This window comes from Aquabacterium sp. (assembly GCF_004297345.1).
Classification (GTDB): Bacteria; Pseudomonadota; Gammaproteobacteria; order Burkholderiales; family Burkholderiaceae_C; genus Aquabacterium.
This window is the reverse complement of sequence record NZ_SCTN01000200.1, coordinates 1-16,661: the sequence shown is the minus strand read 5'-3', so window position 1 is coordinate 16,661 and position 16,661 is coordinate 1. Positions and strand designations below refer to the sequence as shown.

Here is a 16,661-nt window from a genome sequence, read left to right as displayed (position 1 = left end):
CGATCGCGAAACCATGACGGTCGCGATCTCGTATGCGCTGTCGGGCCACCTGGTGTTGTCCACCCTGCACGCTAACAACAGCTACCACGCATTGGGCCGGATTCTGTCCTTCTACACACCTGAAGCGCGGCCGGCCTTGCTGAGCGACCTGGCTTCAGGCCTGAAGGCCATCGTGTCGCAACGCCTGTTGAAATCGACCACAGGTGGCCGCGTGCCTGCAGTGGAAGTGCTGCTCAACACCCACCTCGTGTCCGAGATGATCGAAAAGGGCGACTTCACTGGTGTGAAAGAAGCGATGGAGAAATCCATGGCAGAAGGCTCGCAGAGCTACGAGCAAGACATCGCCCGCCTGATCAACGAAGGCGTGGTCACCCGCGACGAAGGCCTGCTGCACGCCGACTCGCCGACCAACCTCATGTGGCGCCTGCAAAACGACACGACCAACAAGTCCAAGCTCGCCGCCAAGCCCGAGGAAGTGGAAGATGGCCCTTCGTTCACCGAAATCACGCTGGACGTGCGCTCTGAAGACAGCAACAACGGCTTCTCGTCCACCCGCTTCTGAACCCGAAGCCTACGCTCCCTGATACGACACCATGACAGCCACCGTGCGCCTCACCGAGGCGCTGATCGCACGCCAGTCCGTCACCCCGGCTGACCACGGCTGCCAGGACCTGATGGCCGACCGCCTGCGCGCCATCGGCTTCGAATGCCAGACCTTGACCTTCGGCCCGCAAGACGCCCCCGTGACCAACCTCTGGGCCATCAAGCGTGGCGCAGGCCACGCCACAGGTGCCCCGACGCTGGTATTCGCCGGCCACACCGATGTGGTGCCCACCGGCCCGCTCGATCAATGGTCCAGCCCGCCCTTCGTGCCCAGCTACCGCGATGGCCTGCTCTATGGCCGCGGCGCCGCTGACATGAAGACGTCTCTGGCCGCCATGGTCGTGGCCAGCGAAGAGTTCGTCGCGGCCCACCCGCAGCACCAAGGCAGCATCGCCTTCCTGATCACCAGTGACGAAGAAGGCCCGTCGGTGGATGGCACCGTCAAGGTTTGCGAGTGGCTCAAGGAGCGCGGCGAACGCCTGGACGCCTGCATCGTGGGCGAACCCACTTCGGTCAAGCAAGTGGGCGACATGATCAAGAACGGTCGCCGTGGTTCGCTCTCGGGCAAGCTGCGCATCAAGGGCGTGCAAGGCCACATCGCCTATCCGCATCTGGCCAGGAACCCCATCCATCTGGCAGCACCGGCGCTGGCCGAACTCACCACCATCGTCTGGGATGCGGGCAATGACCACTTCCCGCCGACCAGCTGGCAGATGTCCAACATCCATGCCGGCACGGGCGCGAACAACGTGATCCCGGGTGAACTGGTGATCGATTTCAACTTCCGCTTCTCGACCGAATCCACACCGGAAGGCCTGCAAAGCAAAGTTGAAGACCTGCTGCGCCGTCATGGTCTGGACTTCAACATCGACTGGACACTCGGCGGTCGCCCCTTCCTGACACGTCGCGGCCCCTTGGTAGACGCCATGGCCGCAGCCATTCAAAGCGTCACGGGCATCGATACCGAGCTGTCCACCACAGGCGGCACGTCGGATGGCCGCTTCATCGCGCAGATCTGCCCGCAGGTGGTCGAGTTCGGCCCTGTCAACGCCAGCATCCACAAGATCGACGAGCACGTGGCCGTGGCCGATATCGAGCCCCTCAAGGACATCTACAAGCAGACGCTGGAAAGGCTGCTGGCGTGACGAACAACGTGAAGACCGTCATCGAGCTGATCGAAGCCAGCGCTGAACAACTGACCCAGGCTGGTGTGGGCTTTGGCCACGGCACCACCAACGCCTTTGACGAAGCCGCCTGGCTGGTGATGTGGCGCCTGGGCCTGCCTATCGATGATCTGGATGGCGTGGCTGAACAGCCCGTGTCGAACGAGCAACTGGCACAAGTGCGACAACTGATCCAGGAGCGCATCGCCACCCGCAAACCAGCCGCCTATCTGACGAAGCAAGCCTGGCTGCAAGGCGTGCCCTTCTATGTGGACGAACGCGCCATCGTGCCGCGCTCCTTCATTGCCGAGTTGCTGGCCGAAGGCACCATCGATGACTGGCTGAGCGACAAGACGCAACGCGTGCTGGACCTGTGCACCGGCAACGGCAGCCTGGCCGTGCTGGCGGCGATGGCCTATCCCGATGTGAGCGTGGACGGTGCCGACATCAGCCCCGATGCGCTGGCCGTGGCCCGCATCAATGTCGATCAACATGATCTGGCCGATCGCATCGCGCTGCTGCAAAGCAATGGCCTGCAATCGGTGAATGGGCCTTACGACCTGGTACTGTGCAATCCGCCTTATGTGAACGCAAAGTCCATGAAGGCACTGCCCGCCGAGTACCTGGCCGAGCCGGAACTGGCGCTGGCCTCAGGCGAAGACGGCATGGACTTCACGCGCCAGCTCATCGCGGATCTGCGTGCTCAGCCCAACAAATTCATGACAGCCGATGCCGTGCTGGTGCTGGAAATTGGCAACGAGCGCGAGCACTTCGAGCGCGCCTTCCCCACGCTGCCTGTGTTCTGGTTGCCGACCTCGTCCGGGGATGATCAGGTCTTGCTGATCACCCGAGAGGCGCTGCTGTCGTAAACATACTCCCTACGTGCTTCGCACGCCCCTCAAGGGGGCGCCGCCTGATGACCGGCCAAGCCGGATCCTCGGTGGTCGCTGGATTGATCGCTTGGCACCTGCGTGCCTGCGCCCGAAAGTAAAGAGATGATCGTTCTGAAAAATGTGTCGCTGCTGCGCGGCACCAAGCCCGTCCTGAACCAAGCCAGCGCCACACTGCACCCCGGCGAAAAAGTCGGCCTGATCGGGCGCAATGGCGCGGGCAAGTCCTCGCTGTTTTCATTGCTGGCTGGCCGTTTGCACCCCGATGCTGGCGACGTCGAGATCCCGCCCAGCTGGTTGCAACCAGGCGGCATGGCCGAGGTGGCGCAGAACATGCCAGAAACAGATGACCCGGCTACCGAGTACGTACTGCAGGGCGACACCCGCCTGATGAAGGCACTGGAAGACCTGGCCACCGCCGAAGAGGCCGATGACGGCAACGCCATTGGCGAAGCCCATGCCACCCTGGCCGAGGTGGGCTACTTCGATGCACCCGCGCGCGCGCAGGCCTTGCTGCTGGGCCTGGGCTTCACGCTCGAACAATCTCAAGCCCCGGTCAACAGCTTCTCGGGCGGCTGGCGGATGCGCCTGCAACTGGCCCGCGCCCTGATGTGCCCGGCCAAATTGCTGCTGCTCGACGAACCCACCAACCACTTGGACCTGGACGCCCTGGTCTGGCTGGAAGCCTGGTTGCAACGCTATGAAGGCACCCTGCTGATCATCAGCCACGACCGCGAATTCCTGGACGCGATCACCAAGGTCACCCTGCACCTGGACGACGGCAAGCTGACACGCTACACGGGTGGCTACACGGCCTTCGAGTCCATGCGCGCCGAACGCATGAGCCAGCAGGCCGCCGCGTTCAACAAGCAGCAGGACAAGATCGCCCACTTGTCCAAGTTCATCGCGCGCTTCAAGGCCCAGGCCAGCAAGGCCAAGCAGGCGCAAAGCCGCGTCAAGGCACTGGAGCGCATGGAAAAGCTCGCCCCCGTGCTCACGGCCAGCGACTTCCAGTTCACCTTCCCTGAACCGGCCAGCCTGCCCAACCCCATGCTCTCGCTCAAGGAGCTGGCCTGCGGTTATCACATCGAAGGCAGAGAGCCGCTGACCATCGTCTCCGGTATCAACCGGTCTGTGCTGCCTGGCCAACGCATCGGCATCCTGGGCGCCAACGGCCAAGGCAAATCGACCGTGGTCAAGACCTTGGCCAAAATGAACAAGCTGGTCAGCGGTGAGATCACCGAAGGCAAGGGCCTGAGCATTGGTTACTTCGCCCAGCAGGAACTCGACGTGCTGCGCATGGACGAAGGCCCTATGCAGCACATGATCCGCCTGGCGCGCGATGTGGGTCCCAATGCGCGCGAGCAGGAGCTGCGCGACTTCCTCGGCCGCTTCCAGTTCACGGGCGACATGGTCAACCAGCCCGTGAGCCAGTTCAGCGGTGGCGAAAAGGCTCGCCTGGTGCTGGCCCTGGTCGTGTGGCAGCGCCCCAATCTCTTGCTGCTGGACGAACCGACCAACCACCTGGACCTCACCACCCGCGAAGCCTTGAGCATGGCGCTCAACGAGTTCGAAGGCACCGTGATGCTGGTCAGCCACGACCGCGCCTTGTTGCGTGAGGTCTGCGACGAGTTCTGGCTGGTCGCCAAAGGCAATGTCAGTACGTTTGACGGCGACCTGGACGACTACCAGAAGTGGCTGCAGGAACAAGCCAAGGAAGTGGCACAAGCCGCACGTGCTGCACGCGATGCCGACCGCAAAGGCGGCAATGGCAGCAACGGCGGCAAGGCGGCGCAAGCAACTCAAGCCGCGGCCCCTGTGACAGCGCCCGAAGCGCCGCCCGCAGAAAACTCAGCCAAGAGCAAGGAAGACCGCAAAGCGCAGGCTCAGGTCCGTCAGCGCCTGGCAGATCAAGCCAAGCCGCTCAAAGCAGAGCTCAAACAGCTGGATCTGCGCCTGGCCAAGGCACATGAAGAACAAGCCGCCCTCACGGACAGCCTGGGCAACCCGAACCTGTCTGGTTCAGAACGTGCCGATCAAGGTAAACGACTGAAGACGCTGGGTGACGAGGTCGAAACGCTGGAATCGCGCTGGCTCGAACTGACGGAACAGATCGAGCAACTCGGCGCCTGATCAACGCCCCTTGCGATGCTCCAGCATGTCCTGACAGCCCACACACAGATGGGCTTCAGGTAGCACCTCCAGGCGCGCCACGCCAATGGCATCGCCGCACTCCTCGCAGTAGCCATAGTCGCCACTCTCGATGCGCTCAAGCGCTTGCCTGGTTGCGACCAATTCAGTTTGCTCGTGGTGCAGTAAGGCGATGGTCTCGTCATCGGCTTCGGCCGCCATGGCGCCCTCAATGCCCGCCACAAAGGTGTTGGCCGTCACAGACTCCTCCGCTGCCAGACGCGCCCTCAACTCGCTGTCCTGCGCACTCAAGGCCCTGGCTTGATCCTGCAACCGGGCCTTGAAGCGGGCCAGATCTTCTGTACGCAAGGCAGGTGCCGTTGGGGTCACTTGGGCTGTGTTGCTCGACATGTTCTGTTCTCCGGGACTCAAAGTCTTCGTCTTGAACCAGCGAAAGCCAGTTTCCTTGTTCAGAATAGGCAGGCAGCCAGCCCTCCGCCTTGCGACATATCAAGCCCACCCCAGCCACATCAACCGAGCGCGACACCACGCGCCACGCATTGAGTCCGGTCTGATATTTCGCAAATCGGAAGCGCTTGAGGGGGCGTCTTCGGACAAAAAGCCGGAAATTCGGTGCTAATCTCAGGTTTTCCCCAGCCTTTCGAGGTTGACTCACAAAGGATGAGCCCCTACCCTTGCGATCCATGCTTTTCACGATCCGCCGTCAAGGCCGCCTAGCCCAGTCAATGGGTGACACAGCCCCCGGGATCCATTCTGGAGTCCACACGAACGCCCTCGCCGCATGCCTCCTGGCTGTCGGCCTGATGTTCGGCGCCGCTTCGTCTCAAGCTCAGCAAGTGCAAGGTAGCTCGGCTGCCACGACCAACGGCACGCCCCAGGCCACTGCCTCCGCCACGCCGTCGTCCGCAAACACCAGTGCCGCTGACAACAGCGACCCAGTCTCCCGCTTCCTGGCCGACAAGGGCCTGTTGCCCAACACCAAGCCCGTTGTGGAACTGGCCCAGCAGGTTCGCGACAAGGCCTCAGACATGGCCTCCGAACTGGTCTTGTCTGCCATGAACTTCCTGGGCGTGCCTTACCGCCGAGGCGGCACCTCAGAGCAAAGCGGCTTCGATTGCAGCGGCTTCACCCGCCATGTCTTCGAAAACAGCGTGGGCCTGATCCTGCCCCGCCGCGCCAGCGAACAAGCCAACTCGCCCGATCTGATTCCCATTCAAAAATCCGAGTTGAAGCCCGGCGATCTGGTGTTCTTCAACACCCTGCGCCACACCTTCTCCCACGTCGGCATCTACATCGGTGACGACAAGTTCATCCACTCCCCCCGCGCAGGCGGCCAGGTTCGAGTGGAAGACATGCGCCAGGCTTACTGGCAGCAGCGCTTTGATGGCGCTCGCCGCGCGCCGGTCATCACGGCGCGCCAGTCCGGCAACACCCAGAACAACTGAGTCGGCAGCAGGGCCGCAGCGCGCGTGCGCTTGTTACCGCACATATTGCCGCACAATGCTGGGCCATGAGTCAGTCTGTCACTCAGCCCAAAGGCCGAGTTGTCCCCATCCGGACATCCACATCCCCAGCTTCCTACGCGTTGCCAGTAGCGATCCCCGAATCGCACGGCACCTTGCGACCCGATCGCCTGGGACGCCCACTGCGCGATCTGCGCATCTCGGTCACAGACCGATGCAACTTCCGCTGCGGCTACTGCATGCCACGGACAGTATTCGGGCCCGATCACCCCTTCCTGCCGCACGCCGAGTTACTGACCTTCGAGGAGATCACCCGGGTTGCCCGCATGGCGATGGCGCTTGGCGTGCGCAAGCTGCGCCTCACTGGTGGTGAACCGCTTCTGCGCAAGGACATCGAGCGACTGATCGCCAAGCTGGCCGAATTGCGCACCCTGGATGGCCAGCCGCCTGAACTGACCTTGACCACGAATGGCAGCCTGCTCAAGCGCAAGGCACAGGCGCTCAGGCAAGCGGGGCTGCAGCGCGTCACCGTCAGCCTGGATGCGCTGGATGAGGCCACCTTCGCCCGCATGAGCGACAGCACTCTGAAAGTAGCCGATGTGCTGGACGGCATTGAAGCCGCAAGTGCAGCCGGCCTGGCACCCATCAAGGTCAATATGGTGGTCCAGAAGGGTGTCAACGACCAGGAGATCCTGCCGCTTGCCCGGCACTTCCGGCACACTGGCATCGAGCTGCGTTTCATCGAATTCATGGATGTGGGCCAGAGCAACCGCTGGCAGATGGCGCATGTGCTGCCTTCGCACGAGGTGCGCGCGCGCATCGAGCAGGCCTTCGCCTTGCGGCCCTCAGCGGCGCTGCATGCGGGAGAAACCGCTGAGCGCTGGTCTTATGCCGATGGCGCAGGCCATTTGGGCTTCATCTCCAGCGTCACCCAGGCGTTCTGCGGCGATTGCTCTCGCTTGCGCATGTCAACCGAGGGGCGCCTTTATACCTGCCTGTTTGCCACGCAAGGTTATGAGTTGCGCAGCCTGTTGCGCGATGCATCGCTGCATGACGATGAGATCACAGCCCGCATCGCCGCCTTGTGGGCACAACGGGAAGACCGTTATTCACAACTGCGCACCCAGGCCGCAGATCAAACCAACGCAGACACAGGCGCACGCATTGAAATGAGCTACATCGGTGGCTGACAACACACGAGACAACGCCATGAACGCCACCAACGTCACGGGCTGGCTATTGGCCGGCGGCGAAGGGCGCCGCATGCAAGGGCAGGACAAGGGCCTCGTAAGCTATCGCGACCGCCCTCTTGCCGCCTGGTCGCTTGAAGCCTTGAACGCGCAGTGCGGCAGGCTGGGTATCAGTGCCAACCGCAACCTGTCCGCCTACCGGCACCTCCTGGACAACATCACCGATGCCAGCACCTCGGGCGGCGTCTGGCCCGATGACCCCGACGTGCAAGGCTCCCACGGCCCCCTGGCCGGCATCATCACCGCACTGCGCCATACCGACACCGAGTGGCTGATGGTCGTCCCCTGCGACATGCCACACCTGCCCCAGGATCTCGTCGCCCGATTGATGCAGTGTGCGGCGCAAACAAACGCCGACATCGTGATACCTTGCACGCAATCGGGCACGCCGGACGAGCGACACCATTGGGTCTGTGGATTGATCAACAAGCGGGTTTGCCCTGACACTGTCAGCCAGTTCGTGAACGGTGAACGCAAAGTGGGCCATTGGGTGCGCAGTCAGCGCTGGTCCAGCCTGGCGTTTTCGGACGCGAGTGCCTTTACCAACATGAACACCCTGGAGACCCTGCGTGGTCAGCACTGATTCCTCCGTCCGCATTGCACGCATCGCGCCTGCGGACCTGAGTTCATACAAACGGCTTCGTGATGAAGGCCTGAAGTTGCACCCTGATGCTTTTGATTCCGACATCGAAAGCGAGCAGGCTCGCCCACCCGAGAGCTACATCGGCCGTCTGGGTCTCTACGAAACGCTAGGCGGCACCTTTTTGCTGGGCGCCTGGGACGGGCAGGAACTCGTAGGCATGATCGGCCTGGAGCGCCAATCGCTGCAGAAGCTGCGCCACAGTGCCGAACTCAACAGCATGATGGTCAACCCCAGGGCAACCGGCAAAGGCGTCGGCCTCATGCTGATCAACGCCGCCATTGCTGAAGCTCGCAAGGCCATCGGCCTGGAGCAGATCACCCTGCGGGTCAGCACATCCAGTGAGTCAGCCATCCGGCTTTATGAACGCGCAGGCTTTCAGGCATGCGGCGTGCTGCCCCACGCCATCAAGCTCGTTGATGGCCCCGGGCAAGTACGCTATTTCGACAAGCTCACCATGGTCCTCATTCTCTGAGGACCTTGCTCACTTTGCCTCGGCCGCCCCACGGTTGGCCAGGCCGTCAGCACGTTCATTGCCAGGGTCACCCGCGTGGCCACGCACCCAGCGCCAGTCCACATCGTGATTGGCCGCCTGCAGCTCCAGCGTTTTCCACAGATCGTCGTTCTTGACAGGCTTGCCGTCAGCCGTTTTCCAGCCTCGGCGCTTCCAACCGGTGATCCACTCGGTGATGCCCTTGCGCACGTATTCGCTGTCCGTGTAGATCACGACCTTGCAGCGGCGCTTGAGCGACGACAAGGCCTGAATGACCGCCGTCAACTCCATGCGGTTGTTGGTGGTCATCAACTCACCGCCCCACATTTCCTTTTCGTGCGGGCCGCACACCATCCACACCCCCCAGCCGCCACGACCAGGGTTGCCCTTGCACGCACCGTCGGTGTACATCACGACGGCAGGCGTTGCTGATTCAGTCATCCATTCAATCCTGTTGAAAGTGGCCATCGAGCTGATGGCGCTGCGCCACAACGGCTGGTGCAGCGCTAGGCGCCACACGAGCCTTCTTGATCTTGCCCACCAGGCGCATGCCGCGCGCCCGCTTGACGGCCACGACAAAATAAACGGCGCCCAATACGGGCCACCAGCGGTCACCCGCATGCTCCATCCAACTCAGGCGCGCCCATGATTGCTCACTGCGCACCATCGGGCGGTAGCAACCAAAGCCACCCGCCTCAACCTCCAGATCCAGCAGCCGCAGCCAGTCACGCAAGCGCCAGTAGGCGATGAACTCGCCCTGAGGCAGCACCAGAGCCGAACGCGCACCCCAGCGCCCCATTCTTTGCCACATCCCCCACAGGCTGGCTGGATTGAAGCCCGCGATCACCACGCGCCCTTCAGGCACCAGCACGCGCTCCACCTCGCGCAAGGTATCGTGCGGATCACGAGCCAGCTCCAATGCGTGCGGCAACACCACCAGATCCAGGCTATTGCTCGGAAAAGGCAGCGCCTCGAAATCACAGCGCAAACTGAAGGGCGCCCCATTGAGGATCTCCCCGCCCTCCACCAAGGGCTCATGCACCAATGGCGACATACCGGAAGGTGGCGCCCAATGGGCGTAAGCTGCGTCCAGCGCCAACCAGCGATGCTGCATGCGGTTCATGCGCAAGCCATCCAACTCAGGCAAACCCAGTTGCAGCGCATGAAAGCCAAAGATGTCCGCCACCAGGCGATCCATCTGCGCTTGCTCCCACTCCAGCAGGGCCTGCCCGGGCGGCAACGCCAACCAGGGGTGCAACTCTATAATTGGATCGACTCTGGTCATGGAATTACTAGCTCTACCCGCCTTCACCGACAACTACATCTGGATGCTGCACAACGGCCAACAAGCCCTTGTGGTGGATCCAGGTGATGCTGCGCCTGTGCTCGACACACTGCAGCAACGCAGGTTGACGCTGACCGCCATTCTAGTGACCCATCACCACCCGGATCACACCGCCGGCCTGCAGGCCTTGCAATCTGACCACACTGCAGTCTATGGGCCACGCCACGAAGCAATATCCGGCATCACGCATCGTGTGGGCGAAGGTGACATCATCCAATGGGCTGGCCTGCACATCCACGTGCTGGATACGCCTGGCCACACGGCTGGTCACATCGCTTACCTGGTACCGCCTGAGCCAGATCAATCGCTGCCTGATCCGACAGCCTTCGTTGGAGATACACTCTTCTCTGCGGGATGTGGTCGCCTGTTCGATGGCACGATGGCGCAGTTGTACGCCAGCCTCACCCGGCTGAAGGATTTTTTGCCGGATGCAACGCGCATCTGTGCTGCGCACGAGTACACCCTCAGCAACCTGCGCTTTGCGAAGGCTGTTGAGCCAAACAACCTTGACCTTGGTGCCTATCAGGCGCACTGCGAAGCTCTGCGAGCCCGCGCACTGCTTACCCTGCCCGGCACCATGCGCAACGAGAAGGCCATCAACCCCTTCCTTCGTTGCACCGAACCTGAAGTGGTTTCCAGCGCCCTGCAGCACGGCGCAACGGATGCCAGCCCCGAGGCTGTCTTTGCCGCCCTGCGACTATGGAAAAACACATTCTGAAGATGAAGACCACACGCTCAATCCGACGCACCTTCACCTTGAGTACCACCGCATTGGGATGCCTGATCCTGACAGCATGCGGTTCGGTCTACGGCCCGCAAAGCCGCATGCAGCTTGACATGGACAAGCTGCTGCAATCGTCGCCGCCGGCTTCTGGCAATGCCTTGGCCGGCAATGAAGGCAAATTCCTGCGCGGCGCTGTCAAGCAAGATCCCACCTCAGGCCTGCGCGTTGACATCGGCGCCGCCACCATCAACGGCACAGACAGCAGCGTGGCGACAGCCAGCAACGAGGTGGCCTTCAAACCTGCCGAAGCCGCGTCCGCCGCCACTGACGAACAGGACGCCAAAGAGGCCGCTGGCGCCCCCACCGACCCACTTCGGCCCGACGCCACAGTGGACCTCAGCGACACCACCGCCAATCAGGATCTCTGGGGCCGTGTGCGCCAAGGTTTTGGTCTGCCTGCGCTGGAAAGCCAGTTGGTGCTGGATCACGAACGCTGGTACACCAGCCGCCCGGACTACGTGCAACGCATGACCGAGCGCGCCAGCCGCTACCTGTTCCATGTGGTCGATGAAATCCAGCGCCGCCAGATGCCTACCGAACTGGCACTGCTGCCCTTCATTGAAAGCGCGTTCAATCCTCAGGCGATGTCATCGGCCCGCGCGTCAGGCATCTGGCAATTCATGCCCGCCACAGGCAAGGACTTCGAACTCAAGCAGAACCTGTTTCGCGATGACCGCCGCGACGTGCTGGCCTCAACCCGCGCCGCGCTGGATTACCTGCAACGCCTGAACAAGCAGTTTGGCGACTGGCACCTGGCACTGGCCGCCTACAACTGGGGCGAAGGCAATGTGCAAAAGGCCATCAACCGCAATGCACGCCAGGGCCTGCCCACCGATTACGCCAGCTTGAACTTGCCCCCTGAGACACGCAATTACGTGCCCAAGCTGCATGCCATCAAGAACATCGTGGCCCATCCGGAAGCGTACAACCTGACGCTCACGCCCATTGAAAACCACCCGTATTTCGTGAGCGTGCCCATTCAGCGTGACCTGGACGCCAACCTGGCTGCACGCCTCGCAGGCTTGCCGCTCGACGAATTCAAGGCCCTGAACCCATCGCTCAACAAGCCCGTGATCCTGGCTGCAGGCACCCCTCAGGTGCTGCTGCCCTATGACAACGCCAGCCTGTTCGTGCACAACCTGAGCGACCACAAAGGCCCTCTGGCCAGTTGGACAGCCTGGGTCGTGCCCCGCACGATGCGCCCTGGCGATGCAGCACGTCAGGTCGGCATGAGTGAAGGCAATCTGCGAGACATCAACCACATCCCGCCCAAGATGCTGGTCAAAGCTGGCTCCACCTTGCTGGTGCCGCGCTCCGTACAGCGCGAACAGGACGTATCGGAAGCGCTGGCCGATAACGCCATGATGGCCTTGGCCCCAGATCTGCCACCGATGCGCCGCATGAGCTTCAAGGCTGGCAAACGCGACACGGTTGCCAGCATTGCCAAGCGTTATCGCACTTCGGCGCAGCAAGTGGCGCAATGGAACCGGGTGTCTGCATCAGCCACCTTCCAGCGCGGCCAAAGCATCGTGGTGTTCGTGCCCACGGGCAAGCCTGCCGCACGCAATGTGGCAACTGCACGCAGTTCGAACAACAACGCATCGGCCAAAGGCCGCGCACCAACTCGTGTGGTGGCCAGCGCAGCCCGCAGCCCCGCTCGCAGCAACACGAGCAACAAGGGCCGCCCTACCTTGAACCGCAACGCACGCGTGCGTGTGGCCAGCGCACGCTGAAAGCTGAGCCTGCAAGCAGGCCTATGGTAGCGACAGGCAGCAGCAGGCGCTTCTTTTAGCGCCTGTCCATGAACGCGTGGGCAATGGTACCCAGGTCCACGTACTCCAGCTCGCTACCCACAGGCACACCGCGAGCCAGACGGGTCACGTTCAGTCCGCGCGCCTTTAACTGCTCGGCCAGCACATGGGCAGTGGCCTCGCCTTCCGCCGTGAAATTGGTAGCCAGGATCACCTCCCTGACGACACCATCCGAGGCGCGCTCCAGCAAGGCCGACAAGCCAATGTCACGCGCGCCCAGCCCATCCAGTGGGCTCAAGCGACCAAGCAGCACAAAGTACTGCCCCTTGTAGCTGCCTGTTCGCTCCAAGGCAGCCTGGTCTGCTGGCGTTTCGACCACGCACAGCAAGTGCCGATCACGCTCCGGATCCAGGCAGACATCGCACACTGGCGCCCTGCTGAAGGTATGGCAGCGCTGGCAATGCCCAATCTCTGACATCGTGGCATCCAGCGCACGCGCCAGCTTCACGGCTCCGGCACGATCATGCTGAAGCAGGTGATAGGCCATGCGCTGAGCCGACTTCTGGCCGACGCCAGGCAAGCAGCGCAAAGCCTCGATCAGGCCATCAAGAGCGGGATCGGCCATCCGATCAGAACGGGAACTTCATACCCGGAGGCATGGGCATGCCGGCCGTCAGCTTGCCCATCTTCTCGGAACTGGTCGCTTCAGCACGGCGCACAGCATCGTTGAATGCAGCGGCCACGAGGTCTTCCAGCATGTCCTTGTCGTCAGCCAACAAGCTGGGATCAATGGTGACGCGCTTGACGTCGTTCTTGCAGGTCATCACAACCTTGACCAGGCCTGCACCAGACTGGCCCTCCACCTCGATGTTGGCCAGCTCGTCCTGAGCCTTCTTGAGGTTGTCCTGCATTTGCTGGGCTTGTTTCATCAAGCCGGCGAGTTGTCCTTTGAGCATGGCTCATCCTTTCTTGCGCAAAACGTGATTGTCGCTGCTATCCAAGCAACGACTCAAAGAGGTCGAATAGATCCAGGCACGATGCGCGCACCCGGGTATTGCGACAGCAGACCGCGCACCAACGGGTCCGTTTCGATCAAATGATCAGCCTGATGCTGACGGCGCTCGCGCGCGACCTGATCGCGCTGGGCCGGCGTATTGTGGGCCTTGCCCTTTTCCAGCTCCAGCGTGACAGCTGCCTCCAGGGCCTGGCCCATGGCCGCCGCCAGGCGATCTCGGTTGCTGCCACTGCACAGGCTCTCGCGCTCCACGCGCAAACGCCACATGCTTTGCCCACCCTCATCCTGCTGTGCCACACACTGAGCCTGCATGGCCAATTCACGCACCAAGGCCGTGATCGCACCCTTGGCACTCAATTGCGCGACCAGATCAGCCCAGCGATCAGACAAGGGGTCCGCACCCGGTGGCGGCAAATCGAGCGATACGGCACGCAGCAAAGGATCCGACGCACGCTCGGCTGCAAGCTCGGCGCCAGACAATGCGTCACCCGCATCGGATGGCACATCGGATCGCATATCAGGCTCAACTGACGGCGTGTACTCGTCCTGAGGCGGCATGTCAAAGCCAGGAGGCTCCTCCTGAGCCAGGGACAAGTCTGCCTCGGGTGGCAAGGCCTCCCACGGCGGCACGGCCTGACCGCCCGCTGGCGAAGGCGTATCCACAGGCTCCTGCCGGGCGACTGGCGCCGCCTGGGGTCGCACTGCGGGCATCTCAGGCGCAGCAGCGACAGGCACGGGCGATTGCAGGCGAACAGGCGCTGAAGTTGACGTTGACGCTGGTGCAGACGATGGCGCAACACGAACTGAGGGCGCGCCAACCTGAACTGGCTCGGTCAACGGCTGCCGCCTGGTGACCGAGCCTTCAGCTTTTGGGGGGCTGCTTGCCCCCGTTCCGATACCGCCACCTGGCTTGAATGCCAGCAAGCGCAGCAAGAGCATCAACAATCCGCTGTACTCATCAGGCGCCAAGGCCAATTCCGCACGGCCTTGCAGGGTCAGGCTGTAGAACAGCTGGGTTTCATCCGGGGCCAACAAAGGGGCCAGGGAACGCCAGACCAATTCATCAGGGTCATCCGACTCGTCTACCCCAGGCACGGCCTGGATCACAGCCATACGCTGCAACGCAGTCGCCAGCTCCTCAAGCGTCCCCGAGGCCGACAGGCCCAGTCGACGCAAGGTATCGACTGCATCGACCACGCCCTTGCCATCACCTTGGGCCACCGATTCAATGATGCGCTGCACATGCTGGCGATCTACGGCGCCCAGCATCTGCCGCACGGGCGCCTCCTGAAGCTGCCCGCCGCCAAACGCAATAGCCTGATCAGCCAGAGACATTGCATCGCGCATGGAGCCACGCGCAGCGCGTGCCAGCAGGCGCAGCGCTTCAGGCTCAAAAGCGATGCCCTCGACCGCCAGCACCTGCGACAAATGCTCATGTACCGTCTGCGCTGCCATGGGTCGCAGATTGAACTGCAAGCAGCGAGACAACACCGTCACTGGCACCTTCTGGGGATCGGTCGTCGCCAGCACGAACTTCAGATAATCAGGCGGCTCCTCCAGCGTCTTGAGCATGGCGTTGAACGCCGTGTTCGACAACATGTGCACTTCGTCGATCATGTAGACCTTGAAGCGCCCCACGACCGGTTTGTAAACCGCCTGCTCCAGCAGTTGCGAGATCTCTTCTACGCCACGATTGGATGCGGCGTCCAGCTCGACGTAATCCACAAAACGCCCGGCGTCAATATCTCGACAGGGTTGGCACTGACCGCAAGGAGATGCGGTAATCGTGCCCTGACCATCGAGCCCAACGCAATTGAGCGATTTGGCCAGAATGCGAGACACGGTGGTCTTGCCAACACCGCGCGTACCCGTAAACAGATAGGCATGATGCAGACGCTGCTGCGACAGGGCGTTGCTCAGAGCCTGAACAACGTGCCCCTGCCCGACCATGCTGTCGAAGCCCTTGGGGCGATACTTGCGTGCGAGGACCATTGAACTCATGCAGCGATTCTAGAGGCGCCCGCGGTCCCCAAAATGACGCAAACGAACTTTCGCGATGCGCACCGGATACATCTGGAAACAGGTTTAGTCACAAAGTCGATGCCAAACGCCCGTTTGAAGCTATGAAATATTCACGCTCAGATCTACAATTTGATCAGTCGCGATTAAATACATCGCGTCGCAGTCGGCAATTTTTGACCGGGTGCGCCACAAATCGGTTGACTCAACTTATCCAGGCCCGGACATGTTGAGTGCAGTCGCCGTTTCACCTGAAGTGGGCCTGTTGTATGTCATTTGAAAGTCTGGGGTTGATGGAACCCCTGTTGAAAGCAGTTCACGAGGCTGGCTATTCAACTCCCACCCCCATCCAGGCGCAGGCTATTCCTGCTGTGCTCGGAGGCGGTGATCTACTCGCTGGTGCGCAAACTGGTACGGGCAAAACGGCTGGATTCACCCTGCCCTTGCTCCATCAATTGATGAACTCTTCCTCCGCCAATGTGCCAGGAGCGAAGCGTCATGTGCGGGCACTGATCTTGACGCCGACTCGGGAGTTGGCTGCACAAGTTGAAGAATCGGTACGTGTTTACAGCAAATACCTTCCGATCCGCTCTGCCGTGATGTTCGGCGGCGTAGGCATGAATCCACAGATCGAGGCTTTGCGTCGAGGTTTGGATATTTTGGTCGCCACGCCTGGTCGCTTGCTGGATCACCATCAGCAAGGCACTCTTGACCTGAGTCACGTTGAATATTTCGTGCTGGACGAGGCGGACCGCATGCTGGACATGGGTTTCATCCACGATATTCGTCGGGTGTTGGCCATTTTGCCGCCCAAAAAACAGAGCCTGTTATTTTCTGCCACGTTCTCTGATGAGATCAAAGCGCTGGCAGAACGTTTGCTGAACAGCCCCAAGGTGATTGAGGTTGCACGCCGAAATGCCACGGCGGAAACCATTGCCCAAAAGGTTCACCCGGTTGATCGGGATCGCAAGCGCGAATTGCTGACCCACCTGATCAAATCAAATAACTGGCATCAGGTGCTTGTATTTACGCGCATGAAGCACGGCGCCAATCGTCTGGTGGAATACTTGCTCAAGCAGGATGTCACCGCCATG

17 protein-coding genes are annotated in these 16,661 nt (G+C 61.7%); 11 read left to right on the top strand and 6 right to left on the bottom strand.

Going from position 1 to position 16,661, the window contains the following annotated elements; all coding sequences use genetic code 11:
- The 4 genes from EPO09_RS07135 to EPO09_RS07120 all read left to right on the top strand — a co-directional run.
- On the top strand, window positions 1-562 hold a 562-nt coding region (locus EPO09_RS07135; protein WP_290641603.1), incomplete at its 5' end, for an ATPase, T2SS/T4P/T4SS family.
- A 31-nt stretch (window positions 563-593) separates the two neighbouring features.
- Window positions 594-1,748 carry a succinyl-diaminopimelate desuccinylase gene (gene dapE, locus EPO09_RS07130; RefSeq protein ID WP_290641601.1) on the top strand — a complete coding sequence of 385 codons (1,155 nt, stop codon included), beginning with the start codon at window positions 594-596 and terminating at the stop codon, window positions 1,746-1,748.
- A gap of 8 nt (window positions 1,749-1,756) precedes the next feature.
- A complete protein-coding gene (prmB, locus tag EPO09_RS07125) occupies window positions 1,757-2,635 on the top strand; it encodes a 50S ribosomal protein L3 N(5)-glutamine methyltransferase (RefSeq protein WP_290641605.1) in 879 nt (292 codons plus the stop codon).
- 126 nt (window positions 2,636-2,761) lie between these two features.
- Window positions 2,762-4,789, top strand: coding sequence for an ABC-F family ATP-binding cassette domain-containing protein (locus EPO09_RS07120; RefSeq protein ID WP_290641599.1), 2,028 nt, complete (start codon window positions 2,762-2,764; stop codon window positions 4,787-4,789).
- Here EPO09_RS07120 and EPO09_RS07115 read toward each other — a convergent pair whose 3' ends face one another.
- Entirely contained in the window at window positions 4,790-5,197 is a 408-nt protein-coding gene (locus EPO09_RS07115; RefSeq protein WP_290641597.1) for a TraR/DksA family transcriptional regulator, read from the bottom strand.
- A 413-nt stretch (window positions 5,198-5,610) separates the two neighbouring features.
- Between EPO09_RS07115 and EPO09_RS07110 the strand changes: the two genes are divergently transcribed.
- The 4 genes from EPO09_RS07110 to EPO09_RS07095 all read left to right on the top strand — a co-directional run bounded on the left by EPO09_RS07110 (window position 5,611) and on the right by EPO09_RS07095 (window position 8,635).
- Window positions 5,611-6,252, top strand: a complete 642-nt coding sequence (locus tag EPO09_RS07110; RefSeq protein ID WP_290641595.1) for a C40 family peptidase — start codon at window positions 5,611-5,613, stop codon at window positions 6,250-6,252.
- A gap of 65 nt (window positions 6,253-6,317) precedes the next feature.
- Window positions 6,318-7,460, top strand: coding sequence for a GTP 3',8-cyclase MoaA (gene moaA / locus EPO09_RS07105; RefSeq protein ID WP_290641593.1), 1,143 nt, complete (start codon window positions 6,318-6,320; stop codon window positions 7,458-7,460).
- Between the two features lie 19 nt (window positions 7,461-7,479).
- On the top strand, window positions 7,480-8,103 hold the full coding sequence (gene mobA / locus EPO09_RS07100) for a molybdenum cofactor guanylyltransferase MobA (protein WP_290641591.1): 624 nt from the start codon (window positions 7,480-7,482) through the stop codon (window positions 8,101-8,103).
- Entirely contained in the window at window positions 8,090-8,635 is a 546-nt protein-coding gene (locus EPO09_RS07095) for a GNAT family N-acetyltransferase (protein ID WP_290641589.1), read from the top strand. The genes mobA and EPO09_RS07095 overlap by 14 nt, the downstream gene beginning before the upstream one ends.
- Window positions 8,636-8,644: 9 nt before the next feature.
- Here the strand turns inward: EPO09_RS07095 and rnhA are convergent, their stop codons facing one another.
- Both rnhA and EPO09_RS07085 read right to left on the bottom strand, forming a co-directional pair.
- Entirely contained in the window at window positions 8,645-9,094 is a 450-nt protein-coding gene (gene rnhA / locus EPO09_RS07090) for a ribonuclease HI (protein WP_290641587.1), read from the bottom strand.
- A 4-nt stretch (window positions 9,095-9,098) separates the two neighbouring features.
- Window positions 9,099-9,938 carry a class I SAM-dependent methyltransferase gene (locus EPO09_RS07085; RefSeq protein WP_290641585.1) on the bottom strand — a complete coding sequence of 280 codons (840 nt, stop codon included), beginning with the start codon at window positions 9,936-9,938 and terminating at the stop codon, window positions 9,099-9,101.
- Between EPO09_RS07085 and gloB the strand changes: the two genes are divergently transcribed.
- Both gloB and EPO09_RS07075 read left to right on the top strand, forming a co-directional pair.
- Window positions 9,937-10,716, top strand: coding sequence for a hydroxyacylglutathione hydrolase (gene gloB, locus EPO09_RS07080; protein ID WP_290641583.1), 780 nt, complete (start codon window positions 9,937-9,939; stop codon window positions 10,714-10,716). The two genes, EPO09_RS07085 and gloB, sit on opposite strands and share 2 nt — an antisense overlap.
- 2 nt (window positions 10,717-10,718) lie before the next feature.
- The gene (locus EPO09_RS07075) at window positions 10,719-12,515 is read left to right on the top strand and encodes a transglycosylase SLT domain-containing protein (RefSeq protein WP_290641581.1); all 1,797 of its coding nucleotides are present in this window, start codon (window positions 10,719-10,721) and stop codon (window positions 12,513-12,515) included.
- A gap of 55 nt (window positions 12,516-12,570) precedes the next feature.
- Here EPO09_RS07075 and recR read toward each other — a convergent pair whose 3' ends face one another.
- The 3 genes from recR to dnaX are packed head-to-tail and all read right to left on the bottom strand — an operon-like array spanning window position 12,571 to window position 15,549.
- On the bottom strand, window positions 12,571-13,158 hold the full coding sequence (recR, locus tag EPO09_RS07070; protein WP_290641579.1) for a recombination mediator RecR: 588 nt from the start codon (window positions 13,156-13,158) through the stop codon (window positions 12,571-12,573).
- A gap of 4 nt (window positions 13,159-13,162) precedes the next feature.
- Window positions 13,163-13,489 (bottom strand): YbaB/EbfC family nucleoid-associated protein, encoded by a 327-nt coding sequence (locus EPO09_RS07065; RefSeq protein WP_290641577.1) that lies wholly within the window; start codon window positions 13,487-13,489, stop codon window positions 13,163-13,165.
- Between the two features lie 53 nt (window positions 13,490-13,542).
- Window positions 13,543-15,549, bottom strand: coding sequence for a DNA polymerase III subunit gamma/tau (gene dnaX / locus EPO09_RS07060; protein WP_290641575.1), 2,007 nt, complete (start codon window positions 15,547-15,549; stop codon window positions 13,543-13,545).
- Window positions 15,550-15,836: 287 nt separating this feature from the next.
- On the opposite strand from dnaX, the gene EPO09_RS07055 reads away from it, so the two are divergent.
- On the top strand, window positions 15,837-16,661 hold an 825-nt coding region (locus EPO09_RS07055; RefSeq protein ID WP_290641573.1), incomplete at its 3' end, for a DEAD/DEAH box helicase.